The 23,496-nt window shown below is 58.6% G+C and carries 23 protein-coding genes and 2 pseudogenes; 16 read left to right on the top strand and 9 right to left on the bottom strand.

Features of this window, described 5'->3' with window-relative positions:
- Window positions 1-9 precede the first annotated feature (9 nt).
- A complete protein-coding gene (locus tag FCU66_RS35755) occupies window positions 10-1,023 on the bottom strand; it encodes an SIS domain-containing protein (RefSeq protein ID WP_136620640.1) in 1,014 nt (337 codons plus the stop codon).
- 188 nt (window positions 1,024-1,211) lie between these two features.
- Window positions 1,212-2,240 (bottom strand): LacI family DNA-binding transcriptional regulator, encoded by a 1,029-nt coding sequence (locus FCU66_RS35750; protein WP_136620639.1) that lies wholly within the window; start codon window positions 2,238-2,240, stop codon window positions 1,212-1,214.
- Between the two features lie 198 nt (window positions 2,241-2,438).
- Here FCU66_RS35750 and FCU66_RS35745 point away from each other — a divergent pair, with 198 nt between their 5' ends.
- The 7 genes and pseudogenes from FCU66_RS35745 to FCU66_RS35715 all read left to right on the top strand — a co-directional run bounded on the left by FCU66_RS35745 (window position 2,439) and on the right by FCU66_RS35715 (window position 7,259).
- Entirely contained in the window at window positions 2,439-2,822 is a 384-nt protein-coding gene (locus tag FCU66_RS35745; RefSeq protein WP_136620638.1) for a hypothetical protein, read from the top strand.
- A 514-nt stretch (window positions 2,823-3,336) separates the two neighbouring features.
- A pseudogene (locus FCU66_RS35740) lies at window positions 3,337-3,510 on the top strand (integrase); the annotation flags it as partial.
- A 532-nt stretch (window positions 3,511-4,042) separates the two neighbouring features.
- Window positions 4,043-4,567 carry a DUF982 domain-containing protein gene (locus tag FCU66_RS42390; protein WP_246094170.1) on the top strand — a complete coding sequence of 175 codons (525 nt, stop codon included), beginning with the start codon at window positions 4,043-4,045 and terminating at the stop codon, window positions 4,565-4,567.
- A gap of 21 nt (window positions 4,568-4,588) precedes the next feature.
- The gene (locus FCU66_RS35725) at window positions 4,589-5,647 is read left to right on the top strand and encodes a YihY/virulence factor BrkB family protein (protein ID WP_136620637.1); all 1,059 of its coding nucleotides are present in this window, start codon (window positions 4,589-4,591) and stop codon (window positions 5,645-5,647) included.
- A gap of 171 nt (window positions 5,648-5,818) precedes the next feature.
- Window positions 5,819-6,481, top strand: coding sequence for a flagellar basal body-associated protein FliL (locus FCU66_RS35720; protein WP_246094169.1), 663 nt, complete (start codon window positions 5,819-5,821; stop codon window positions 6,479-6,481).
- A 125-nt stretch (window positions 6,482-6,606) separates the two neighbouring features.
- The gene (locus tag FCU66_RS42385) at window positions 6,607-6,774 is read left to right on the top strand and encodes a hypothetical protein (RefSeq protein ID WP_246094168.1); all 168 of its coding nucleotides are present in this window, start codon (window positions 6,607-6,609) and stop codon (window positions 6,772-6,774) included.
- Window positions 6,775-6,785: 11 nt separating this feature from the next.
- Complete coding sequence (locus FCU66_RS35715) at window positions 6,786-7,259, top strand: DedA family protein (protein ID WP_246094167.1); 474 nt, start codon at window positions 6,786-6,788, stop codon at window positions 7,257-7,259.
- Here FCU66_RS35715 and FCU66_RS35710 read toward each other — a convergent pair.
- Window positions 7,158-8,759 carry a phosphatase PAP2 family protein gene (locus FCU66_RS35710; RefSeq protein ID WP_136620636.1) on the bottom strand — a complete coding sequence of 534 codons (1,602 nt, stop codon included), beginning with the start codon at window positions 8,757-8,759 and terminating at the stop codon, window positions 7,158-7,160. The genes FCU66_RS35715 and FCU66_RS35710 overlap by 102 nt on opposite strands.
- 14 nt (window positions 8,760-8,773) lie before the next feature.
- Between FCU66_RS35710 and FCU66_RS35705 the strand changes: the two genes are divergently transcribed.
- From FCU66_RS35705 to FCU66_RS41610, 3 genes are all read left to right on the top strand, one after another.
- Complete coding sequence (locus tag FCU66_RS35705; RefSeq protein WP_136620635.1) at window positions 8,774-9,703, top strand: diacylglycerol/lipid kinase family protein; 930 nt, start codon at window positions 8,774-8,776, stop codon at window positions 9,701-9,703.
- Window positions 9,704-9,724: 21 nt separating this feature from the next.
- Window positions 9,725-10,609: a metallophosphoesterase family protein gene (locus tag FCU66_RS35700; protein ID WP_136620634.1), complete on the top strand. Its 885-nt coding sequence runs from the start codon at window positions 9,725-9,727 to the stop codon at window positions 10,607-10,609.
- A 437-nt stretch (window positions 10,610-11,046) separates the two neighbouring features.
- Window positions 11,047-11,370: a hypothetical protein gene (locus FCU66_RS41610; protein ID WP_181956585.1), complete on the top strand. Its 324-nt coding sequence runs from the start codon at window positions 11,047-11,049 to the stop codon at window positions 11,368-11,370.
- 1,047 nt (window positions 11,371-12,417) lie between these two features.
- On the opposite strand, the pseudogene FCU66_RS35690 reads toward FCU66_RS41610, so the two are convergent.
- Window positions 12,418-12,917: pseudogene (locus FCU66_RS35690) on the bottom strand (YciE/YciF ferroxidase family protein).
- Window positions 12,918-13,193: 276 nt separating this feature from the next.
- Between FCU66_RS35690 and katE the strand changes: the two are divergent.
- The 3 genes from katE (at window position 13,194) to FCU66_RS35675 (ending at window position 15,996) form a co-directional block, all read left to right on the top strand.
- Complete coding sequence (gene katE / locus FCU66_RS35685; protein WP_136620633.1) at window positions 13,194-15,278, top strand: catalase; 2,085 nt, start codon at window positions 13,194-13,196, stop codon at window positions 15,276-15,278.
- Between the two features lie 11 nt (window positions 15,279-15,289).
- Window positions 15,290-15,496, top strand: coding sequence for a hypothetical protein (locus FCU66_RS35680; protein ID WP_136620632.1), 207 nt, complete (start codon window positions 15,290-15,292; stop codon window positions 15,494-15,496).
- A gap of 284 nt (window positions 15,497-15,780) precedes the next feature.
- Window positions 15,781-15,996: a CsbD family protein gene (locus FCU66_RS35675; RefSeq protein WP_136620649.1), complete on the top strand. Its 216-nt coding sequence runs from the start codon at window positions 15,781-15,783 to the stop codon at window positions 15,994-15,996.
- 29 nt (window positions 15,997-16,025) lie between these two features.
- Here the strand turns inward: FCU66_RS35675 and FCU66_RS35670 are convergent, their stop codons facing one another.
- The 3 genes from FCU66_RS35670 to FCU66_RS35660 all read right to left on the bottom strand — a co-directional run bounded on the left by FCU66_RS35670 (window position 16,026) and on the right by FCU66_RS35660 (window position 19,698).
- Window positions 16,026-17,177 (bottom strand): AI-2E family transporter, encoded by a 1,152-nt coding sequence (locus tag FCU66_RS35670; RefSeq protein WP_136620631.1) that lies wholly within the window; start codon window positions 17,175-17,177, stop codon window positions 16,026-16,028.
- 106 nt (window positions 17,178-17,283) lie between these two features.
- Window positions 17,284-18,198, bottom strand: a complete 915-nt coding sequence (locus tag FCU66_RS35665; protein WP_136620630.1) for a hypothetical protein — start codon at window positions 18,196-18,198, stop codon at window positions 17,284-17,286.
- 210 nt (window positions 18,199-18,408) lie between these two features.
- The gene (locus FCU66_RS35660; RefSeq protein ID WP_136620629.1) at window positions 18,409-19,698 is read right to left on the bottom strand and encodes an NRAMP family divalent metal transporter; all 1,290 of its coding nucleotides are present in this window, start codon (window positions 19,696-19,698) and stop codon (window positions 18,409-18,411) included.
- Window positions 19,699-20,475: 777 nt separating this feature from the next.
- On the opposite strand from FCU66_RS35660, the gene FCU66_RS35655 reads away from it, so the two are divergent.
- The 3 genes from FCU66_RS35655 (at window position 20,476) to FCU66_RS41460 (ending at window position 21,656) form a co-directional block, all read left to right on the top strand.
- Window positions 20,476-20,862: a DoxX family protein gene (locus FCU66_RS35655; protein WP_136620628.1), complete on the top strand. Its 387-nt coding sequence runs from the start codon at window positions 20,476-20,478 to the stop codon at window positions 20,860-20,862.
- 302 nt (window positions 20,863-21,164) lie between these two features.
- On the top strand, window positions 21,165-21,419 hold the full coding sequence (locus FCU66_RS35650; RefSeq protein WP_136620627.1) for a hypothetical protein: 255 nt from the start codon (window positions 21,165-21,167) through the stop codon (window positions 21,417-21,419).
- Window positions 21,420-21,515: 96 nt separating this feature from the next.
- Window positions 21,516-21,656, top strand: coding sequence for a hypothetical protein (locus FCU66_RS41460; RefSeq protein ID WP_168992058.1), 141 nt, complete (start codon window positions 21,516-21,518; stop codon window positions 21,654-21,656).
- Between the two features lie 320 nt (window positions 21,657-21,976).
- Here the strand turns inward: FCU66_RS41460 and FCU66_RS35645 are convergent, their stop codons facing one another.
- Window positions 21,977-22,207 (bottom strand): RNA-binding protein, encoded by a 231-nt coding sequence (locus tag FCU66_RS35645; protein WP_136620648.1) that lies wholly within the window; start codon window positions 22,205-22,207, stop codon window positions 21,977-21,979.
- 1,096 nt (window positions 22,208-23,303) lie between these two features.
- Window positions 23,304-23,496: response regulator transcription factor (locus FCU66_RS35640; RefSeq protein WP_136625483.1), on the bottom strand; the 193-nt coding region annotated here is incomplete at its 5' end.

The following is a 23,496-nucleotide window of genomic DNA, read 5'->3' as shown; positions in this document are numbered from 1 at the left end:
GTGAGGGGATCAGTATTCAACGCGTTTGTAGTAGCGACGGGTCGTCAGCGGGTGGTTGCGCAGCACCTCGAGATGCGCGCTCAACCGCTCGAGCAAGGTGGCGAGCAGCACAGGCGAGATCATGCCGCGCACCTGCTGGGAGATACCCGGCAATTTGACCGAGGCAGCATCCAGCGTGCGAACGCGATCCGTGTAGCGTCTCGCGAAGTTCTCGACCCGGTCGGCCAAGGGGCGAAGAGCGTCCTCGCCCTTGAACACGAAGACGCTGACGCCCGGCTCGACCAGTTCGAGCGTGCCGTGGAAGAAGTCCGCGGCATGCACCGGGCGGGTACGGATCCACTGCATCTCTTCGAGGATGCACATGCCGTAATAGTTTGCTTCCGGCCATACCGAGCCGGCACCGGTGAAAATGTGATAGGTCTCATCCTTGATGGTCGCGGCCAGTTCGGCGGCCTTGTCCTCGAAGGCGGCTTTCGCATCGGCGAGCAGGCCGGGCAACTGCTGGAGTTCGGCGACAGCCGCGTCGAAACCATCGTATTCGCCGCGCTCGGCCAGCAATGCCAAGACGATCAGCAGCGTCTGCAGGTAGAATGATTCCGAGGAGGTGTCGTCCTCGGCGAAGTTCGTGAAGTTGTGGTCGGCTTCCCGCGCGATCGGCGTGTCCAAATGTCCGGTGAGCGAGATGGTGCGCACGCCTCGCTTCTTCAGGAAAGCCATCAGTTCGACGCCTTCCCTGGTCGTGCCCGACAGCGACGGGATGACGACCACGGCCTTGTTGTCGAGACCGGCCGGCGGATCGAGCACGACCTGGGCCGGATATTCGGCGCTCACCGGAAAGGTGGAGTAGCGCTTCGCCAGCTCGATCGCGGGAAGCGTCAGAAGCTGCACGCCGCCGGTCCCCATGAAAAACAGACGCTCGACGCCTTCCGCAAGCAGCGTGCGCATCAGCGAGCGCGCCTCGCCGGCGATGGAAACGGCCCCACTCTGGATCCTTATGAAGCGGTCCTTGTCAAAGTTCAGCATGTCGTTCTTCCCTTACTCGGATGCGGCAGAGCCTCTGCCTAGGCGCAAGCGCCGATGCGCCGTCTAACCAGTCTTCGATTAATTCGGATGTGAGATCGATCTCACATGACGATAATGGGCACGAATTTTCGCGGTTGGCAAGTCCCCTCGCGATGAAATTTGTCGAAACCGAAAGATTCTGGTCCCGGTCAGCGCCCGTGGATCTGTGCGACCGAACCACGAACAATCAGGCGCGTCGGGAACCGGACATGACGCGGCGCAATCTTCTTGCCGGCTAAGCGTTCAAGCAGAAACTTGGCGGCGAGCGGACCGATCTCGGAGATAGGCTGGGCCACGACCGTGATCTGCGGGTCGGTGAAGGTGGCGAGATTGAAGTCGTCGAAGCCGACCAGCGACACGTCGTGCGGGATCGAAAGCCCCATTGAGCGCAGGCCTAGAAGCGCGCCCTGGGTCATCAGGCTGTCCACCGTGAACAGAGCCGTCGGACGGTTGCGGCGGCTGAACAGGCGGATGGTAGCGTCGACAGCATGCTCGACTGTCGAATGCGACACGCTGATCAGCGATTCGTCGAGTGCTATGCCATGCGACAATAGTGAATTCTGATAGCCCGCGAGGCGTTCCTGCGCGGTGAAGATGCGGGAGTCATCGCGCAACAGGCCGATACGGTCGTGCCCATTGGAAACGAGGTAATCCACCGCTTCACGCGCGCCGCCTTCATTGTCGACGACAACGCTATCGCATTGCAGGTCCTGAACGACGCGGTCGATCAGCACGATGGGCGCGCCTTCGCGCGCCAACTGCAGAATATGCTCGCTGTCGGTCGCCGAGGTCGGTGCCAGGATGAAGCCGCGGATGCTGAGCGACCGCAGGCTCTCCAGCAGGTCCTTTTCCTGTTCGACATTCTCCTCGCTGCTGGCGATCAGAAGATTGTGGCGGTGTTTGCGCAACTCCGCCTCGATGTCATGGGCGATGCGGGCGAAGAATGGATTTTGGATGTCGCCGGGCACAAAGCCAACGATCGGCAGTTGCCCGCTGCGTAGCGCTTGCGCGACGAGGTTGGCCCGATAACCCAGTCTTTCGGCGGCCTCGATCACTCGAAGAGCGGTCTCGTCGCCGACGTAACCATAACTGTTGAGCGCCCGCGCGGCCGTTGCGCGCGACACCTTGGCCGCTGCGGCTACGTCCTTCAAGGTGATCCCTTTTTGCGTCACTGGCATTCCTCCTGCGACCTGCGCATTGCGTCAGATCGCCATTCTCGGCTCGGCATTGCAGCCACCGTTGTGCCGCATATCCGCGCGTTCTCAAACTGCCAACACTTGTTTGCGCACGTTCTTTCCATAAATGCCTCGTCGCCGATTTGGGAAGAAGCGCCACATCTGCGTAGACCGTCCTTCCTGCGAAAACAGGGGTACGCCATGACCATCCGCCGGCAAACCGTCGAGCACCCGTCCGGAACGCTCAAGGCATGGATGGGCAGTACCTATTTCCTGGTCAGGGCCCTCGAAAAGGTCAAAACCGAGATGAGCTGGTTCTGTTGCATCGGGCGAAAAATTACACAAACTAATACGCTGCCGAGATGCAAAAATCTGATGCGGGCGGATTCACTGAAGACGGGGGAGCTCGCAGCGATCAACAGACGTCCGCTTTGGAGCATCTGGATTGTCACCCTGAACGGCAGAAACTGGGCGCGAAGCCGCCGTTCGCGTCGTGGACAACGTACGTCGGCTTCGGGTCAGACTTTCCGCTCCCCGCCCAATCTTTGCAGCACCGAGATAGGTCCATCACGCCCAACACCGTAGAAAATATCGCAGGGTTTCAGAGTGGGGGGAAAGGCGGTAGCGCTCTCCCGCTACCAAAATCAACTAAGTTATTGAAATAGTTAGTACATCGCCCACCTTTGGTAGCGCTCTCTGGCAAAATTTCTCAATAATTTCAATGCTGCACGACTGTCGCTACAACGGGGATGCTCATATCCGTGACGAGCAGACATTCGGGCTAAAGTCCGAACGCGGACGACGGCGAACGGCGACGGGTTGTAGCTGAGTATGCGATTGCGACACGCGTCACTGATCGGCAGAAGAGCGTCCCGCTCCTGGTGAAGCCGCGCTGAAGCCACGCCAACGACCGCCCGGCGACGCGCGCCGGCTGGCCAGAATGGATAGCCGCTGGGGCAATGTCTGGCCTACGGATTAACGTTTTTGGAAGGAAAGGAGCATGCGAGTTCCCGGCACGGCGTAGAAGCGCGGTCATCCGCGGCGAGTTTCTCGAATGACCGCAGGCCGGACTGGGTCACCATGACCGCGTCCAGTTCGCCGCGGGACAGTGACGAGCCGCTATATTCACACCGTGGACACTGCGCTCATCATGGCGGCTGACAGCATCGCTGGCTACATTCAGGGCCTGCTCGATGGCGTCGCCTTCAGCCACACCTCCTATGCGCTCGATCGGGCTTCCAGAAAGTCAGCGCTTGCGCATTTCCTGGGATAGACAAGTCCTGCGGCGCCCGAAGCCAGCCGCGCTGCCGCCTGACCAAGGGCGACTACCGTCCTGGCCGAAGGTAGCCAAGAACTCGAGCCGTCGAGTTGCAGAAACTGGACGACGTCTGGCCGCGACGCGTGTGCCGCCAAGGTCTTGCCGAGCCTCCGTTTCTGGCGTGTTTTGGATATCGCCCGACTGCTGCTTTCGGCCTGGTCCGGTCTTTCTCACTGCGTCTGTTGAACGGCAGCTTTGCGCCCCTTTGCCAGGCGCTCGCCGTTTGGCGCGTCTTGCGGTGGATTCACTCGATGCGTTTCGTGCGGTCATATCGCCATTAAGAGTGGGTCCCGCGGTGCGATACCGGATGCGGGGATCCTCGCGCTAGCCGGCGCCTGGTGCCCGACGAGTTGCACGGGTGCGCCCACCAAACGTGGGGGGACGCCGACTAACGATGACATTTTGTTTGTTGGAAGGCTGCTCGGAACCGGTGTTCGTTCGTTTCGTTATTCCTAACGACGTTGGCGTCGACGAGATGGGATATGGTATGGACGACAATCTGTTTATCGAGCCTGTAACCATACGTCTAACCGCCAACGGCAAGCTGCAGCGCATACGGTCCGCCAACGATGCCTCAGCCATACTTGCAAGCGTCGATTGGCCTGGAGAGCGCACCGCTATCCATCGGGACGCCTTCGAAACCGCCGAAAAAGTCTTGGAAGGATACCGTTCAACAGAAGATGCGAAAATTCGTTTTTTGGAGGCCGCGCGCGAAGCTGGCATACTTTTCGACGACAGCCATACCCAAACATCAGATCCCAAGCGCATCTATTTCGAAAGCAGCGTTAGCATTCGTCCTCACGGCTGCGCCTCGGTGAGGGAAGTAAAATCGGTGAACGGCGCCAGCGAGGTTCTGGTGGATTGGCCTCATTCGAAACGCGGACGTTACTATCAATCGGCCAGTGAGACGATAGAGGGAGCGATTGAAGGGAAGGTCACCCCTGATCAGGCGCGTGATGCCTTTGTGGCCTTGGCAGACTACGCCGGAATTCTGGTTGATAAGTCCGCCTGACGATCGATGTGACTATTCGAAATGTCAGAAAGAACTTCTGGGTCCGCCGAAAGCAAATCGCTGATTGACAGGGAGGCCGAGCGCCACGCTGCTCGTTCTTCCAAGGATCGGCCAACGACTACAAGCGAGGACGGGCAAGAGCGAGGCAGGGAGGCGGAATGGCCATCCGAGATTCCTGCCCTAGGATGGAGGGACATCGCTTGGCGTGTGTGGGAGGAATTCAACAAGGACCGCATCATGCTGGTAGCAGCGGGCGCCACCTTTTACCTGCTACTCGCACTGTTTCCAGCCCTAGCGGCCTTCATGTCTCTATACGGGTTTGTGGCAGATCCGGTGACCGTAGCCGACCACGTTTCCTATCTCGCCGGCCTGCTTCCTTCGGGCGGCCTGGATCTCATTCGTCAGCAGTTGCAGGCGCTGGCACATCAGAACACCAGCGCGCTTGGGGTGGGATTTTTCGCCGGCCTGGCTATTGCGCTATGGAGCGCAAACAGCGGTATCAAGGCGCTGTTCGACGCCATGAACATCGCCTACGAGGAAACTGAAAAACGCAGCTTTATACGACTAAACTTCATGTCGATCGCATTCACCATTGGTGCTTTGATGATCGGCATCGTTTTGCTTCTGGCCGTCGGCGTCGTCCCAGTCATCTTGTCGTATTTATATCTCGACAAATGGGCAGAAGTGCTCTTCGCGGTGGGGCGGTGGCCAATCCTCATGCTGGCCATACTCACCGGAATATCGTTGATTTACCGGTTCGGCCCAAGCCGGGAAAAAGCTAAGTGGCGCTGGCTGAGCTGGGGTGCCGTGATGGCGACGTTGGTCTGGCTAGCTGCATCGTGGCTGTTCTCATTCTATCTCCAGCATTTCGCCAACTACAATGTGACCTACGGATCGTTGGGCGCCGTGGTCGGTTTAATGATGTGGACCTGGATTTCGGTGATTATCCTCATTGTCGGGGCCGCGATCGACGCCGAAATGGAACATCAGACGTCGCGAGATTCAACCACCGGGCCGCCATTGCCAATGGGTCAGAGAGGGGCGGTTGTTGCTGATACGCTTGGCAAGGTCGCTGAGTGATACCAAATCTCGATCGCCCACCAAGCGTCGTTTCCATCGGACCACGGCACGGATAGCTTGTCGGGAGGGCGCCGGCATCGATCGATGGGTGACCGGAATTCTGTAAATGAGTGTCAGCGAAATTCGCGATGTCATGGCAAAGGCCGCGGCTCAAAGTTGAGAAGACCCAAAATGTCGCACGAATCCTTTTCACGGAACCTGTCTAATCGCTCCAGCGTGCTTGGCCGTATCTTTGCGCTACTGATCCCGTCGCTCGTGACGCCGGTCTCCACCAATGCTGCTCTCGAAACGACATCGTTGGGACTCGCAGATGCGACGGTGCTGATCATACGCCATGGCGAAAAGCCTGATAGCGGGACGGGGCTGTCTCCTGCGGGCGAGGCACGCGCACAGGCCTATGTGGGTTATTTTCAGCATCTCATGCTCAATGGTGTCGCGTTTCGCCCCGACACGCTGATAGCGACCGCCGATTCCCCAAACAGTGCGCGCGAGCGTCTAACGCTGACGCCCTTGAGCCAGGCGCTTGGAATTCCCATCGATCTGAGATTCAGCAACAAGGACCTTGCAGGCCTTGTTCATGTGTTGACGAGCGAAGCCCACGGAAAGTCCGTGCTTGTTGCCTGGCATCACGGCACATTGCCACAGATCATAGAAGCGTTGGGTGGTAACCCTCACGCGCTGCTGCCCGACGGTTACTGGCCTGACAACGTTTTCGACACTGTCGTTGTGCTTCGCTACGACCATGACGGGAAATTCATTCCTGGCTCCGAGCAGCTCATTCACGAAGATTTCGCAAACCCGCCCGGGCTGATCAGCGGCGCAATTTTCCAATGAACACCTCCGCCGTCAAAAGCACCCGCCGCTGCCGCGCCCTATGTCGCAGACTTTTCCGAAAACTACTGGGCAGGCTCGAAGGACCAGCGGGGTTCCTGAGCTTCGGTCAAAGCGAGGACCGATGAATGTCCTTTTTCTCGGCGCTTACAGACTACATCGCTGCGCATCCACATCTGGCGTATGCGGCGATCTTTCTGCTGGCTCTGTCGGAGTCCATTCCGGTCATCGGCGCAGTCGTTCCTGGGACCGCCATCATTGTCGGCCTTGCCGCTCTGTCCCGAATGGCGTGTTAACGCTCTGGCCAATGTTGATCTCAGCTTTTCTGGGCGCGATCGTTGGCGACGGCCTGTCTTTCTGGCTGGGCTATCGGTACCACCGTGAAATCCTGCAGCGCTGGCCGTTGAACCGATATCCCGAACTCATCGCGCGCAGCGAGGCGTTCTTCGAACGGCACGGCGGCAAGAGTGTCTTTCTGGCGCGCTTCACACCGGGCGTGCGCGCCTTCATCCCGCTCGTGGCAGGCATGTTGCAAATGCCGGCCCGCCGATTCTACTACGCCAACATCTTTTCGGCGTTTGTCTGGGCGCCGTCGCACATCCTGCCCGGGGAACTGGTATCTTCTGCTCGTCTCATGCATCTGATAATTGCGAGGCGTCACCTCCAGGAGTCCTCTGGGTTAGCGGCTGGCAGACCCTTCCTGCAAAGCTCCCGTTCCTGGATCGGCCGGAATACTTCCGTCACGGGCCAGCAAAACCTGACCATCCCAAACGGGGGTTGAACTATGATCGGGCCGGGTCACCAGGCGGCCGGCGTCGAGAGACGCAGCAAGAAGGTCGCGGGGCCCGTTCGCGTCGGGGTGAGCCTGTGCCAGCGTGAAGAGCGCGAAGCGATTGCCCAGCCGCTCGTCGACAACGGACCCCATCCAGAGTTCCGTCAGATGGCCGTTTCGCAGGTCAATGTCGGTCGCCCACACGCGAAGCACGAAGCGCGAACCGGTCCCGCCCAACTCGCCGCGCGGATGGACCAGCGTGAGGCTCGGCAAGCGCCCGCGTTCCATATAGGGCGACGTTGGAAGGTCCATCGGATCGGGGCGCGGCGTGAACCAAGCGAGAGCGCCGGTCAACGTCCACGGAGCTGGCGAGCGCCAGCCTTTTTGCGCCAAATCGGCTTCGAGGCGTTCCAGGCTGCCTGCCCATTGGAAGGTCAACGGTTCCTCGGCCTCGCCTGCGAGATCGATCCGCTGCACGGGCAATTGCTGCCAATCGCGCTCCCACCATTCGGCCGCGAGGATCGACGGTGCCTCGTAGTGGACTGCGTAGCGCTCCATGTCTGTAGCGTGAAGGCGGTAGACATTGAATCCGCCTGCGACGACCAGGCCGGCGCAAGCCACGATCAAAAGGCCCCCGCCGCCCTTTTCGGACGGCTGATGATGCAAGTAGGCAATGCTGAGCAGTGCCAGCCATGCCGTCGCGAATGCCAGTCCGCCCGCCACGTCGGAAAACCAGTGCGCCCCGAGGTAGAGCCGGGAGAAGGCGATCAAAGCCACGAAAATGGCCGCCGCGAGGGCTACTGGGAGGCCCCAAGCTGGTCGGACGCGCCGAGCGATCAGGAAGGCCAAAAAGCCATACAGGACGGCGTTTTCGGTGCTGTGGCCGCTTGGAAAGGAAAAATCGCTCCAACCGGAATACAGGTTCTCGCTTGGACGCGCGCGATGGAGGGCCACCTTGATGCCGGTGTTGATGGCTGCCGCGCCGCCGATGGCTGCCGCCCAGTAAGCGGCGGTGCGCCAGGCGCGCATCCACGCCAGCCATAGGAAGACGACGACGGCAATCGCGGTCACGACTATGGTGTCGCCCAGTTCCGTGAACCCCACCATCAAAGAATCGCCCCACGGCGTCCGCAGGTCTTGAAGAATTTGATATACCGCCGCATCGGTACGCACCAACGGATCGCCGCTGACGATATCCTCGAGGATGCCGAAGAAGGTCCAGGCGGCGGCGACGAGCAGCAGTGCCAGCGCGGCGAGGACCTTCGTTTCCGTCTGGGCCGGATCGAGCAAGGAGCGGATTTGGCGGCTCGTCCAGCTATCGTGGGTACTCGCCCAGCCTCGCAGCCGCTCCAGATTGGCCAGAAGGACGGGAATACCCCGACGCACGGTATGGCGGACAACCCAAACGGTGACCCATAGGACAACGATCACCGCGACAAGGAGCACCGCGAGCCGACCTGCTGCGGCGCCGGCAACGCGGAAATAGGCGCCAACGAACACCCACTCCATAGCAAGTGGCACATATGACAGTTTTGGTTCTCCTCAATGCAAGGGCTGGCTCGATCAAGGGCGCAGACAGCGGTGACTTGGAAAAACGCCTTCGTAATGGATTCCAAGCGCGAGGGATCGAGACCGAGGTGCGCCTTGTGGAGGGCCGCGAGATCGCGGAGATGGCGCGTAAGTTCGCAGTCTCGAAGTCTCGTGGCAAGAAGTCGCGGACGCTCGTCGTCGGTGGCGGTGATGGCACCCTCGGTTCCGCCGCGTCGGTTGTCGCGGGAACAGATGTCGTGCTTGGCGTCTTGCCGCTGGGCACCCTCAATCATTTCGCCAGGGATCTCGGTTTGCCAAACGATCTAGAGGCGGCCATGGACGTCATCGCGGCGGGCCACGTTCAGAAAATCGATGTTGCGGAGGTGAACGGGCGGGTCTTCCTCAACAACTCGTCCATCGGCATCTATCCGTTTCTTGTCGCCGAACGATCCGTAGAGCAAAAGCGGAGAGGTGTTGGAAAGCTTGCTGCTCTCGGTCCGGCTCTTCTCCTGACGCTCAAGGCATCATCCTGGCAAAGGGTCAGGATCTCAATCGACGACAAGGGGCGAGAACAGTGGACCCTGTGCGTGTTTGTTGGCAACAATTTCTACGATTTGAGCAAGCTCGGCCACCGCAGCAGCCCTACGTCCGGGGAACTGTGCGTCTACGTCGTGAAGCAGCAGTCCTGGCTTGGACTTGCGCTGCTACCGTTCAAGGTCGCCTTCGGTTTGATCGACCCAGTCCACGATCTGGAACTATTCCGAGTGCAAAGTCTTGAGATCAGAGCACGCCGACGACACATGCGAATTGCGATGGACGGTGAAACCGTCGAGGCGACAACTCCGTTGCGTTATCGAATACAGCCCGGTGCTCTGCGGGTTCTCGCACCCGTCCTGACGAAGGCCGCCCCTCGAAACGCATGATGCTGGTGAGGTATCGGCTTGATGAAGACGATTGCCCATCTTTCCGACCTGCATTTTGGCAGGATTGACCAGACAGTATCCGATGCACTCGCTGCCGAGGTTCGCGCAGCCGACCCTGACATTGTTGTCGTCTCGGGAGACATGACGCAGCGCGCACGCAAGGAAGAGTTCGCGCAGGCACGCGCATTTCTCGACACATTGCCATACCCGCAGCTCGTCGTGCCAGGTAACCATGATGTCCCGCTCTACAACCTGTTCGCGCGCGCCTTCACGCCGCTGTCGCGTTACAAGCGCTATATCACCGCGGATACCGATCCGTTCTATGCCGATCCGGAGCTGGCCATCGCTGGGATAAACACCGCTCGGTCATTGACGATCAAGGGAGGCCGTATCAACGGCGAGCAGCTCGTGTGGGTGAGACGAAGTTTTGCCGATCAGCCGGATGAGACGACACGGATCGTGGTGACTCACCATCCCTTCGAAGGGCCCAGTGCAAATGACGATGACGGTATCGTTGGGCGGGCGAGGATGGCGATGGGAGTATTTTCACAAAGCCGCGTCGATGTGATCCTGTCGGGACATCTACATCTGAACCGCATGGGTTCAAGTGCGCTCCGATACGATATCGAGGGCTACTCTGCCTTGCTGATCCAAGCAGGTACGGCGATTTCCTCGCGCCGCCGCCAAGAAGCAAATTCTTTCAATCTCATTCGCATCGAGCGGCCAGAGATCCATCTGGAGTGTCGAGCATGGGACCTCGACGAGGTGAGATTCGTCAGATCGACGAGCAAGAGCTTCAAGCTCGGGCGGTCAGGCTGGATGCCAACAGGCGGGACAACTATCCCTACACTCGTACAAAACGCTGACGACGGGATTGTACGGGCCGACGATCGGAAACACGGATAGCAGCCTTTTTAGCGACTATCGCCAATCTCTTGACTCAACGAATTTGCCTCGCTCATCGTAGCCGACATTCTGCTGATACTCGGGGAACGGCGGCCTTGCAGGCTTCGTTCGCGTGTTTTGGTTGATCGTGAAGCAAACTCAAGGGATCGGCCGGCTTCCAGTCGGTCGATCATCTGCGCCTCATAACCGTTCCTATTACCGGCGCTAGCTTACGCGCCGGCGCTGGTTGCGGCAGGCTCCTTCAATGAAACAGATGTCGTCCTTATCCGCCTCGGCCCTTTTCGTTGCGGTCATTGTGCTGGCGCAGTCGGCACCTTCCGTCGCCAAAGACCGAACCATGACGGCAACATTCGTAGCTTCGAATGCGGAGACAATTGCTATCTGACGATTGTCGATCCGAAGAAGGCCGAGCAAGTTGGTCTGTGCGTGGCTCCTGAGTGCGCGAACTGGAACGAGCGTACCGCTATGCCGTCGCGTTACAAAGGCAAGCGCGTAACCGTTACGTCGGGCAAGGCCAACAACTCAACGATGCCGGCGAAGTCATGGGGGAAATGATGGCGTTCAAGAAGATCAAATTTCTCGCCAGTTTGCTAGGAACCGGCAAGCTTCGAAGCGTCCGCAGAGGGAGCGTCCCAGCGGTGGCCTATCTGGTGATTTGGTACGCGAAAGAGGGAATCGTTGAAAAGACGCCCTTCGATGCCGAGAAAGAAAGCCGCACGAGATCACGCGCTGGCGACATTTGTTGCTCGAAAGCGGAATAACGGTATCGTAGCGGTGGAAGTTCGCAAAGACGATGGCACGGTTGTATTCAGTCCAAGCAGGAGGCAACTAAATCGTCTGGATCGTGCTCGCAGTGCTTCAGTGGGCCGGCTGGTTATAGGTCGAACAGATCGTCCTTCACCCGGTCGAGCAGATCAGCCTGTTCCAGAACGAAACAAAAAAAGCCCGCGCCTCTGGCGGAGGACGCGGGCCGATCAGGGGTACGGGCCCCCGATCTAGCAGCAATATCCGGGAGATATCGCTGCCACTATGACTCTTTAGCGTAGGCTAAATTCCTGACGACTACGAAAGGATGATGACTTGCCGACCAGCGGCTGCCGACGCGGTTCAGGCAAGGATAAAGCCGGCCAAAAGGACCGAAAGGACAAGCGAGAGGGGTACGGCAAGAAGCCATCGAGCCTCCAAAATGCTGTTATGCCGATTGTCCATTGGCTAGTGCCTCCTGATTTATTTCTCCGCATTGAAACGAAATGTGGGACCAAGAGGTTCCGGACTCGACGATGACCTTCGTCGTTTAGTACCAGCGCCTACGACCGTAGAAGCCGCCGCCTAGCAGAATAACAATAAGAACGATGACCAGAATTGTGGTGATATCCATATGCGCCTCCTATGGCTCTGACCGACGGCAAATGGCAATCGCGGCTCTGGCCGCACTGGTAGAAGCCAGGATGGTACGGCGCAGCCCTAGGGACGTTCAAAGGGCCTTCGTATCCGCGGCGATGGAGGCAGACGTCCTTGATGCCAGTTTCATGAAGAACTGAACCGTTTGCCTCAACATCCTTGGCCTAATGTCGACCTTGGCGCGAGCTTGCAATGATCCTGCTCAAGTCAACGCTTGCCTTGTCCAACGCTCCAAAGCACCTCAACAGCAGCGTGGACGGGATAGCCTCTAACCGCGGACCCCACCACGGCCTTTCGCGAGAGCCCTGACTTTGCTTAGAAGCTTGGTAATTATAGTCATGCATGATCCTCGCGAAGAGGACGTCAGCGGTGACGATTTCGGACTGTACGGCGGGCCTCGTGTTACGTCAGGCCGCTTCTGCTTGCTGGTTGACGACCGAGGTGGCGACTCCGGTGAGCGCCTCGCGTCGGTCGCCTTTTCTTCCTTCAGTGTCGCTTCAAGAAGCGCGACGGCTTCCTTCAGGCCAAGCTCTTCGGCCCAGGTGCGCATCGTGCCGTAGCGTGAAATCTCGTAGTGCTCGACCGCCTGCGCGGCAGCCAGAAGCCCGGCGTCAAGCGCCGGCGAACCCTTGTATTCTTCCATGATTTCGGCGCCCTCGTCGGTGTTGCCGACGATTGCCGCACAGGTCTTGCCCTGCGGCTTCTTGCCGATGATGGCGAACACCTGTTCGAGGCGGGCGACGTGGCCTTCGGTTTCGCTGCGATGCTTCACAAAAGCGGCCTTCAGGTCCGCACTCTGGGCTGCCTTCGCCATCTTGGGCAAGGTTGCGAGAATTTTCTTCTCGGCAAAATAGATGTCTTTCAGCGTGTCGTGAAAAAGGTCTTCGAGCATTTTCTGTTTGGCCATTGTCTTCTCCTGTGGATGGACCCTCGGACGAACAATGAGCGGTCGGACGAATTGTTCCGCGCTGCAAACGATCGATCGAGAAGCCTCGCCAAGCCTCGCCACCGAACGGCGGAAGGGCTATCGACACTACTGGCCCGCCTTGCCTTTCCAGGGGACCGAGCAGGCGCTTCTTTTGCCAAGACCCCTGCGGACACAACTTAAGAACCGGTCGGAACCTCATGGCGTCGTGGCCATTGTGAATGAGTGCGCCAGCCGAACTCTTTCAAGGAACAAGCCATGGCCAAGTCTCCAAGCCGCAATGCCGGCAGCCAAGCCGTCATCCATGACCAGAAAATGGTTCGCGGCGAAGGAGGCGAGCTACACCAACATGCCAGTGGCGCCATTCCTGTCCTCACCACCGCCCAGGGCGGACCGGTGTCGGATGATCAGAACTCATTGAAGATCGGCGCACGCGGTCCCACGGTCCTCGAAGACTTCCATTTCCGCGAGAAAATTTTTCACTTCGACCACGAGCGGATCCCCGAGCGTGTCGTCCATGCTCGCGGCTACGGCGCCCACGGCTATTTCGAAACCTATGAATCTTTGGCCAATTACACCCGCGCCGATATCTTCCAGCGCGCCGGAGAGAAGACACCGGCCTTTGTTCGGTTCTCCACTGTCGCGGGCAACAAGGGATCAGCCGATCTGGCACGCGACGTCCGGGGTTTTGCCGTCAAACTTTATACCCAGGAAGGCAATTGGGACATCGTCGGCAACAACATCCCGGTTTTCTTCATCCAGGATGCCATCAAGTTTCCCGATCTCATCCATTCGGTCAAGGAAGAGCCCGATCGCGGCTTTCCGCAGGCTCAGTCGGCGCATGACAATTTCTGGGATTTCATCTCGCTGACCCCTGAGAGCATGCACATGATCATGTGGGTCATGTCGGACCGAGCCATCCCGCGCTCCTTGCGCTTCATGGAGGGCTTCGGCGTTCACACCTTCCGGATGGTCAACGCCAAGGATGAATCCACCTTCGTCAAGTTTCACTGGAAGCCGAAGCTCGGCATGCAATCGGTGGCCTGGAACGAGGCGGTGAAGATCAACGGTGCCGATCCGGATTTCCATCGCCGCGACCTGTGGGATTCGATCCAGGCCGGCAATTTTCCCGAGTGGGAGTTGCAGCTGCAGCTGTTCGACCAGGCGTTCGCAGACAGTTTCGATTTCGACGTCCTCGACGCCACCAAGCTGATCCCCGAAGAAATTCTCGCGCCGATCCCGGTCGGCCGTCTCGTGCTCGACCGCATGCCCGACAATTTCTTCGCCGAGACCGAGCAGGTCGCGTTCATGACCCAGAACGTGCCACCCGGCATAGACTTCTCCAACGACCCGCTGCTGCAAGGTCGGAATTTTTCCTACCTTGATACACAGATAAAGCGCCTGGGCGGACCCAATTTCACGCATATTCCGATCAACGCGCCAAAGTGCCCGTTTCATCACTTCCAGCAGGATGGCCACATGGCCATGCGCAACCCCGTCGGCCGGGTGAACTACCAGCCGAATTCCTTCGCCCAAGGCCCGCGGGAGTCACCCCAGCTTGGGTTCAAGGCGTTCGCCGAAGTGGAAGAAGGTTACAGCCAGGCGCGCCAGTTCTACATCAGCCAGACGCCCACGGAACAAGGCCACATCGCGGCCGCTCTGACCTTCGAATTGAGCAAGGTGAAGAGCCCAGTCATTCGCGAACGGATGGTTTCGCACCTCCTCAACATCGATGATGGGCTGGCAAACAAAGTCGGCGACGGGCTTGGGCTGAAGGCGATGCCGAAACCGGCGGATGCAGCCATTGCCACCCGGCAGGATCTTGCCGCCGCGCCGTCGCTTAGCATCCTGGAAAACGGGCCTCAACAGTTCAAAGGCCGAAAGCTCGGAATCCTCGTCACCGACGGCACCGACGCCGCACTGCTCAAGGCCCTGACCTCGGAATTGGCCAAGGCCGGCGCCAGTTTCGAGATCATCGCTCCGAAGGTTGGCGGCGCGAAAGCCAGCGACGGCAGCCTGATCGAGGCGCAACAGATGATCGGGGGCGGCCCCTCCGTCCTCTACGATGCAGTAGCGTTGCTGCCGTCGAAGGCCGCGATGGCCGACCTGATCAAAGAAGCGACCGCGCGCGATTTCGTCGCCGACGCTTTTGCGCATTGCAAATTCATTGGCTATGTCGACGCCGCGATGCCTCTTTTCGAAAAAACGGGTATCGCCGACAGCCTCGACGGAGGCGTCATTGCGCTATCGGGAGCGAAGGATGTCACCGGCTTCCTGACGGCCCTGGGCGCTTTACGCCTATGGGCGCGCGAACCCAAGGTGAAGATGTCCAAGCTGTCGTGAGGTAGTGAGTAATGTTTGAATGGCTGCAGCGTGGAGATAAGGCCCCCGAGCCGCGAAAGGGTATGCCGCGCCTGAAGGAAGCCGAATTCAAGCGGCGTTATCGTGAGCAATTTAACGACCCCAACGCGGCGCGCACATTGCTCAGCGCCGTGATGGCCCAGCGCGACGGCGATCTTGTCGCCGCAGGACAGTCGCTGCAAGACCCAAGACAGAAATAAAGGTCTCTCAATATTAGACTTTGCCGCATTAACCCTTCCGCGCACGGGCTTTCCGGGCCTGGTATGCGCATCTAGCGCGCGCACAAACGGTTATCAGCCTTCTAGCGGGCGGCGCGGCGTGCCTTTGAACGGCCCCCGCTTGTCGCCACCAAGCAACAGTTGGTGCGTGATTCCTTCTTCGAACCTGTTGCACACCAGCAAGCGGCTACGGAGTGGAACCTGCGGCCGTGGTCAGCGTTTCCCAAACGCTCATTCAACTAATTTCAACCACAGGAGCTACGATCATGGGAAGCACCAGCGATAAAGCGGCCGGCATTGCCAATCAGGCGATCGGCGACGCCAAGCAGGGGCTTGGCAAGGCCGTCGGCAACGACAGGCTTCGCGCGGAGGGCGCTGCACAGGAAGCCAAGGGCAAGGTCGAGAAGGCGGTTGGCGACGCCAAATCTACTATCAAGGATGCGACCAACAAAGCCGCGGCGGCAATCAACAAAAAGCTCTGAAATCGATTGGATGGGTAGGTTCTGAAGGCCTACCCGTCTTTTGCTTGTTCGTCGGTTTCGCCGATTGGCACCACGGTATCCTGGGCTGCCAGGAAATTTCCCATGTGCTGCAGCGCTTCAAAGTGATCGCAGAAGACCTTGATTACGACGAGTAGAGGCACTGCCATCACCGCACCAACAAATCCCCACAACCACGACCAGAACGCGATGGCGATGAATATCGCCACGGAGTTGATCTCAAGTCGCCGGCCTACGACCGTCGGCGTGACGAATTGGCCTTCCAGCACATCGCACAGCAAGACGAAGGCCGGAGCCAGCAGCGCGTAAGAAAGACTGTCAAAGCTGATCAACCCGATGACTGCAACCAGAACGATGGTGATCAGGGCACCAATGTACGGCAGGAAGTTCAGAAGGGCTGCGGCTGCCCCCCAGAGCAAGGGATTGGGCATGCCAAGCGCCCAGAGACCGAGAGCGATAACGGACCCCAATCCGGTGTTGATAACCGCAACCGTGAAAAGGTAATGCGAAATTTCGCGCTCGACATCATAAGCGACCTGAAGCGCTCGTTTCTTATCGCCGAGCTTGGGAAACGACTGGATGATCTTCTCGTAGAACATGGTTCCGGAGGCGAGAATGAACAGCGACAGTACGAAAATGATTGTGATGCTCGTTCCAACCGATAGAAGGCTACCAGCTGCCTGCGAGACAATGCCAGACGGAGCTATCACAACTTTCTGGAGGCTCGGATCCTGTGCTGCGTCGGTGGCGCTCTCAACCTGATGCGAAATCTCGATGAAACGTTCAAAGGGATGTTTCAGGTCGGAGAGCCGTTCGCTAAGCTTTTGGCCGATCGAAGGCGCTTTGCTGATCAACTGGACAATCGGGTCGCTTAGGAGATAGCCCGCGCTGGCGACGGCGCCGACTGCCAATAGAACCACCATTGTCGCCGACACAGTTTCCGGTACGCCATGCTTTTTCAGGAAACGAACGACTGGCCTCAACGTCAGCGCAAGCAGGAACGCCAGAATAACCGGCATGAAAAAGTCACGCGCAAAAAACAGGGCGTCCACTGCCATGAAAATGAATATTCCGATTACCAGTGACCGGATCAAATGTGTATCGGCTTGCGAAGTAGGGGTGGCTGCATCTCCTGCGGCCACCTCAGCGGATTCGATTTTCATGGGTACCTCCAACGCGATTGAATGGTCGCCCTGGCTGGCCGCGACGATGATTGAGAAAGCCCGACTTCGCGCCGGGCTTTCTCTTTCTTGAATCGAGCGGGCCGCTTTAGCGGCTGGTCAGGAAAACCGCTTCCTCCTCGTCGCGCTGCCTGCCGCCGAGTGCTGCCGCGGCACTGGCTATGAAGGCACCGATCACCAGTGAGAGAGCACCGATCAGCGCGAAGGTGGCAGTCGCCTTCCTGGCGGTGTCGGCGGCCTGCTTGGTCTTGACTTTAGCGTCTTGCACCTTGGCAAGCACCGCATCGACGCGCGTCTTGGCATCCGCTTCCGATACCCCTGTCCGGGCTGCCACCAGTTGCGACAGATAGGTCTTGTCGTCGGCCGAAACCTCGCCTGCTGCTGCGCTGGCGATCAGGATGCGCGAGGCCTGTGCCGTTGCCGCGGCATCGCTTTGCAGATTGGCGGCGGGAAGCTTGGCAGGGTCGGTCGGCCGGAAAAGCGAATCCACGAAATAGGATGTCGCGTTGTCGGCGGCTGCGCCAGCGTTTGCCGATGCACCCGCAGAAGCGCCCATGGCGGCCCCCGAAGCGACGGTCGATACCGCCTGCACGCCGGAGCCAATGGCCGCAGAGAGCGCTGAGCCGAGAACACCGACGACGAGCAGCGTGGCGAGCGCCCAGGCAAGGAAGCCGTGGGCTGTATCACGGAAATAGACCTCATCGGTGTGAACGCCGACCCACTTGGTGCGCAGGCGTCCGGCAAGATAGCCGCCGACGGACGAGGACAGCCATTGCACTACGATCAGCCAGACAGCGGTGGACACCGCGAATGTGGTGACGGAGGCACCAGAGCCTGACCAGGGCGAAACCATTGTCAGTCCAAGGCCGGAGCCGAGCAGCATCAGAATGAAGGTCAGCGTGCAGGCTGCGAAGGCGCCGGCAACAACCGGTCCCCAGCTGACAGCCGTGGTAGAGGATTCGGTGGAGGGGGAAACGTCGACCCCCGAGAGGATTGGTTGCATAGCAGCCCCCTATCGGGCGAAGAGCATGATGAGAATGATGATCGGAATCGGAATTCCGAGCAACCAGAGCAAGATGCCGCGTCCCATGATAGCCTCCCGTTACTGTGTTACGATGCAGTAATAATTCGGTGATCGGCCTTTCGTTCCCCAAATGGATACGTCGTTTCGCAATCGACCGTTGGCGTTTGTGAAAAGGTCGTCCGGGCCTGGTCACCAGAACAGCTGGAAGATCATCACCGTCGCGGCCGCCGCCATGACCGCTGTTGCAAGCCAGCCGACAAGCCGCATCGCCAGCGAAACCGTGCTTGTGCCCATGACCTCTCGTCGGGCAGTCATCAACATCATGACCGCCATCACGGGTGCCGCGACGACGCCATTAACCACCGCGCTCCAGAAAAGGGCCCTTATCGGATTGATCGGGGTGAAGTTGAGAGCCGCGCCGATGAGGGTGGCCACCGCGATTGTTCCATAGAACGCCTTCGCCTCCAGCGGCTTGCGCTCCAGTCCAGTGGGCCACTTTCGCGATTCGCCCAGCGCATAACCAGCCGAGCCGGCGAGCACCGGAATCGCCAGCAACCCGGTGCCGATTACGCCGAGCGCGAAAATGAAAAAGGCGAAAGAGCCGGCCACTGGTCGCAGGGCTTCTGCAGCCTGGCTGGTGGATTCGATATCGGTGACGCCGTTGGCATGAAGAGTAGCTCCGGCGGTGATCATGATGGCGAGGGCAACAATGTTGGAAAACGCCATGCCGACATAGGTATCCAGACGGATGCGCTCGATCGCACCTTGCGCTTGTTTCGGGGCGCCCTTGAGCGGATCGCGCTCCAGCTTGGCCTTCATGTCCTCCACCTCCTGGGAGGCCTGCCAGAAGAACAAATAGGGACTGATGGTGGTCCCAAAAATCGCGACCACCGCGGTCCAGAATGGAGCATCCGAGGTGAATGTGGGGATGAACAGACCTTTCGCCACCTCATTCCAGGGAACGTGAACCACCATAGCGGTTCCGAAATAAGCGAACAGCGACAGCGTCAGCCATTTAAGAACGGAGACGTATCGGCTGTATTTCAGGAAAACCTGGAGAGCAACCGACACCGCCCCGAACAGGACGACGTAAACAAGCAGCGGGCCCCCTACGATCAGCCTTAAGGCGTCCGCCATGGCACCGAGATCGGCGCCGATGTTGATGGTGTTGGCGATGAGCAGGAGGACTACGACGGACTGCAACAGCCAATTCGGATAGTAGAGCCGCATGTTGCCCGCAATGCCGCGCCCGGTGGTCCGGCCAATCCGCCCGCTGATTTCCTGAACGACCGACATTAGCGGGTAGCTGAAGAGCATCGTCCAGGTCAGGGCGAATCCGAATTGGGCGCCGGTCTGCGAATAGGTCGCAATACCGCTGGGATCATCGTCGGAGGCTCCAGTAATCAGGCCCGGGCCAAGCACGCGGAACAATCGCGGCTTTGACGGAGCGACGACTGGATTGGCTTTTTTCGCGCCCATGGGTGCCGTTCGCGGATGAAATCTTGTCTAACAACTCGCCAAGTCAGCAAAAGCTCCAGGCCCGCCCTGTCGCCATTTCTCGCTGACCATGCAGGCTTCAAGTACTGATTGCGCCGGAACTAGATTGCCAGCCGAGCCTGGCGTCCTCTCCCCAATAAGTGGCGAAGGCAAACAGGTCGAAGTAGACGAAACCTACATTGACTATTTGAGAACGATCGGCTGCACGAAGAAGGCGTTTATCTCGCCGCCGGCTTCAAGATCGCCAAGGAAATGCGCTTGAATTTAACCGTTCCTGTTGCGCCGGAAGCGTAACCCAAAATGCGTAACGCCCAGCTCGGCCTCCACACTGGAATTACCTGATCACAGGTCAGATAGATCGTCCTTCACGGGGTCGAGGATGGTTAGGCCGGTTGTTTTGTTACTCGCCGCGCCTATCGGAGGCCAAGAAAGCTCATAATTGCTATTACGATCACCACCGCTCCAACGAGCCAAATAATGCCGTTCATGACCTTTTCTCCTTTGTCTAATGCTCAAGATCAACTCTTAGAAACCGCCAATGTTCCATTACACGAGCGTCACGCCGTTTTCCGCGTGACCACCGCCGAACGGGGATTGCCGCAATATACGCTAAGGCCAATCCCCTGGTCGCGAAGCTCGCCAGGCTTGTGGGAGAAGGCGACCGGGGTGTGCCCATCTCGAAGCTTATCCACGCCACTGGAACCTTCGGGGAGTTGCCGTGGTTAAAGTTCAATCGAAACCGGCACGACGGAGCTTCCGATGTTTCAAGCCCTTTCCAAATATTCGCCTCTCGCGTTGGGAGTGTTCCGAATCGTTGTAGCGCTGGTGTTCCTCGAACATGGCAGCCAGAAACTCTTCAATTTTCCACCATCCACGATGCCCGCACAGCCCGGCATGGAAACGCTCGAGCTCGTAACGGGCATTCTTGAATTCCTTGGCGGTTTGCTGATTCTGGTCGGCTTTTTAACCCGGCCGGTCTCGTTCATCCTCTGCGGGATGATGGCGGTCGCCTATTTCATGGTGCACGCCCAAAAGGGCTTTTTTCCCGCGAACAATATGGGCGATGCCGCAATCCTGTTCTGCTTTGCCTTCTTCTATCTGTTTTTCGCCGGACCTGGCCCATGGAGCGTTGACAACCGAAGCTGAATGAAGATGGCACGCCGCGAAACCATTGATGTCCGTCTCGGTTGGTCCTTTTCGAATGATCCGCAGAACAAGATCGGGGTCTACGAAATCATGGGGCGGCTACTTATTAGTTGCGAACGTATGAGCGAATTAGTTGCGAACGTATGAGCGAACGCTTGATCCCTAACATACGGCGGTATCGCTAAGGGCGCACTGTCCACCGGGACCGTGCCGCCAGGCGCCCGGTTGAGGATATGCTAGCCTGATCGGTTGTGAGACAAGGCGTTCAGTGCTTTGCTGCCCGCCTCATTGAGGAAAGGAAGATGAACCAAAACGCAAACGCGATTTTACGCGAATGGATTAGCGAACACATCGTTGCACTTGGGTTGCAGGGAGTAGACCCCGGGGACCGAGAGCTGATCGCGAAGCGACGGTCACAAGAACTCTTGGAGTTTGCGAAAGATCGCAGAATTCGTTCTGCGCTTGAAGAAACCGCCAAACCTTATGGTGGGGTGCTACCATATGTGCGCGCGCTCCAAAAGTCCGCCGAGTTCGAAGCTTCGCACCCAGGCCTCTAGCAGCAACTCCACCTGCAACGACCTCGTGTTCTTCCGGTGGTCCAAGGCCAGCATCCGCTCGGTTGGAACGAGTGTTTCGCCCATCAGGCCAGGCACATGCTGGAGGCCGTGGAAGGCGGCAAGCCAATCGCGCCGCGAGCGACTTTTGAAGACGGCTATCGCGTTGCCGAGACCGTCGATGCGATCGCTCGGTCCGCGGAATCGAGAACCTTCGAAACCGTTAGATTCCGCGCATGACCGCTGTTCGCATAGGCCTCGTTGGCGCTGCCCGCATGGACAACCGCTTCGAACTCGTCCGAACCAGCATAGCAATACGTCGAGCGAACACTCGACGTCCTCCATCGATCGGCACCTGAACCAAAGCGTTGCCGCGCTCGTCCTACACCGCAAATCAACCTCTGAGTGCTGCCCACGTGAGCAACGCTCAGTTGCACCACCCATGATCGAATTCGCATTTCTGTCGATGTCGATGTCGAAGGCGCAAAGGAGCTTATTCGGAAATTGCAAAAGCGCATCGACCTCTTAGAAGAAGAGAAAGGCAGCGGCCCTCATTAAGGCTACTTTTTCCAGCGGCTCGCTGCCGCCTTCCGCGCAATCTCGGCGCGCCGTTCTGGCGTCATGTTCTCGGCGCGCTTCTTTCCGCCCTTTGCACCCAGCGCCTTGGCGGCAGGGTCTTTGCCGTCGTCAATCACGTCGTCGGCTTCCTCGCCGGTAGCGATGCGCAAGACGCGGACGGCGTTGCCGATCACGTCGGCGGGGCGCTTCTGGCCTTTAGGTCCGGTTGGCATCGGCACGTTTCTCCTGTGAGCTCTTACAGAGCTCATCCAATTTGTCGCGGACCCGATCGTTATCAAGCAGTAGCTTGGCTCGCGGGTATCCCCTGCCACGAAGCTCCCGTTCGATGGCCTGCCACCCGTCACAGTCGCCTGATTCGGCAAGTTTCCCGGCCTCGCGCCACATACGCACGTCACGCTGTCGGGACACGCCTTTCCCCCATGCTTTGCGCTAAGCATATAGGAGGTCGGGCCGATATGTGAAATGCATATTGCATTCCGGCAAATTTCAAACTGAGACACTACCCGGGGACGAATTGCGCATGGCGGCGTGGCGCGATTTCGATGGCTCCTTGCTTATGGAGAAGCCGCCTGCAAATCCTGCAATCGCACTGACCCTGGCAATGATGCGCGGCCAGTCCATGCATTTCGAATAGTGGTCAAACACAGTCGGGGCTCACCAGCGCTATCGGTCATCGACCGCGACTAGCCACAGCACGTTGCGCTGCCCGATGACCTTTACACCGACCGGAACTTCACCATGATCGCGAAGTTCTGCCAGGAACAAGGGCTTATGCAGCATATGGTGGGATGGTGCCTAGCTTATGACGCATCGCTATGAAAACTGTCGGGAGGTATCGTTTCTCGCGCCCTTTTTGGATCGTTTCGTCAATGAACGCTTCAAGTGCTAGGCTTGCTTTCCGCATACCGCATTCCCAATCTTTCCAGTAAGCATATCTGCCCGAACGCATGTTCGATCAAAGTCATATGCCAAAGGGCATATTGTAACCTGAGCCACTTGATTTTGCTGGGCCTCGTCTTGGAAACTACTCGGATCCTCGCAGTCGCTGCGGTGGGCAAAACAGGCTTGCGGGTCAGGGGCTAAAGGGAGGACCGCATGAGCGACGTGGCGAAGATTCTGGGACTGATCGAGAACTGCAACGATCCCGAAAAGCTGAAATCGTGGATCACGTTGTAGTCAATCAACGTGCAGGGACAGCGCACCGTTAAGATTACCGCAAAAGCCGTGCCCGGAACCGCGGGACAAGCTTTCCGAACGCCACGACGTCGACCGGCGGCGATGGACGAGCCGTATTGATCTCGGCAGCCTTCAAAACAACATCTGTCTAAGTTTGTACGCTACCTCCGTGCGGTTCGTAGCCTTCAGTTTTTTCATGATATTACGGATGTGGACCTTGACGGTGCTCTCACAGAGGTTGAGTTCGTAGGCAATTATCTTGTTCGCCTTGCCTTTCTTGAGCGCCTCCACGACCGCCGCCTCGCGAATGGTGAACATACCGGTG

The sequence above is a fragment of the Mesorhizobium norvegicum genome, assembly GCF_004919685.1.
GTDB classification, from domain to species: domain Bacteria; phylum Pseudomonadota; class Alphaproteobacteria; order Rhizobiales; family Rhizobiaceae; genus Mesorhizobium; species Mesorhizobium norvegicum.
This window is presented reverse-complemented; position numbering and strand designations above follow the sequence as displayed.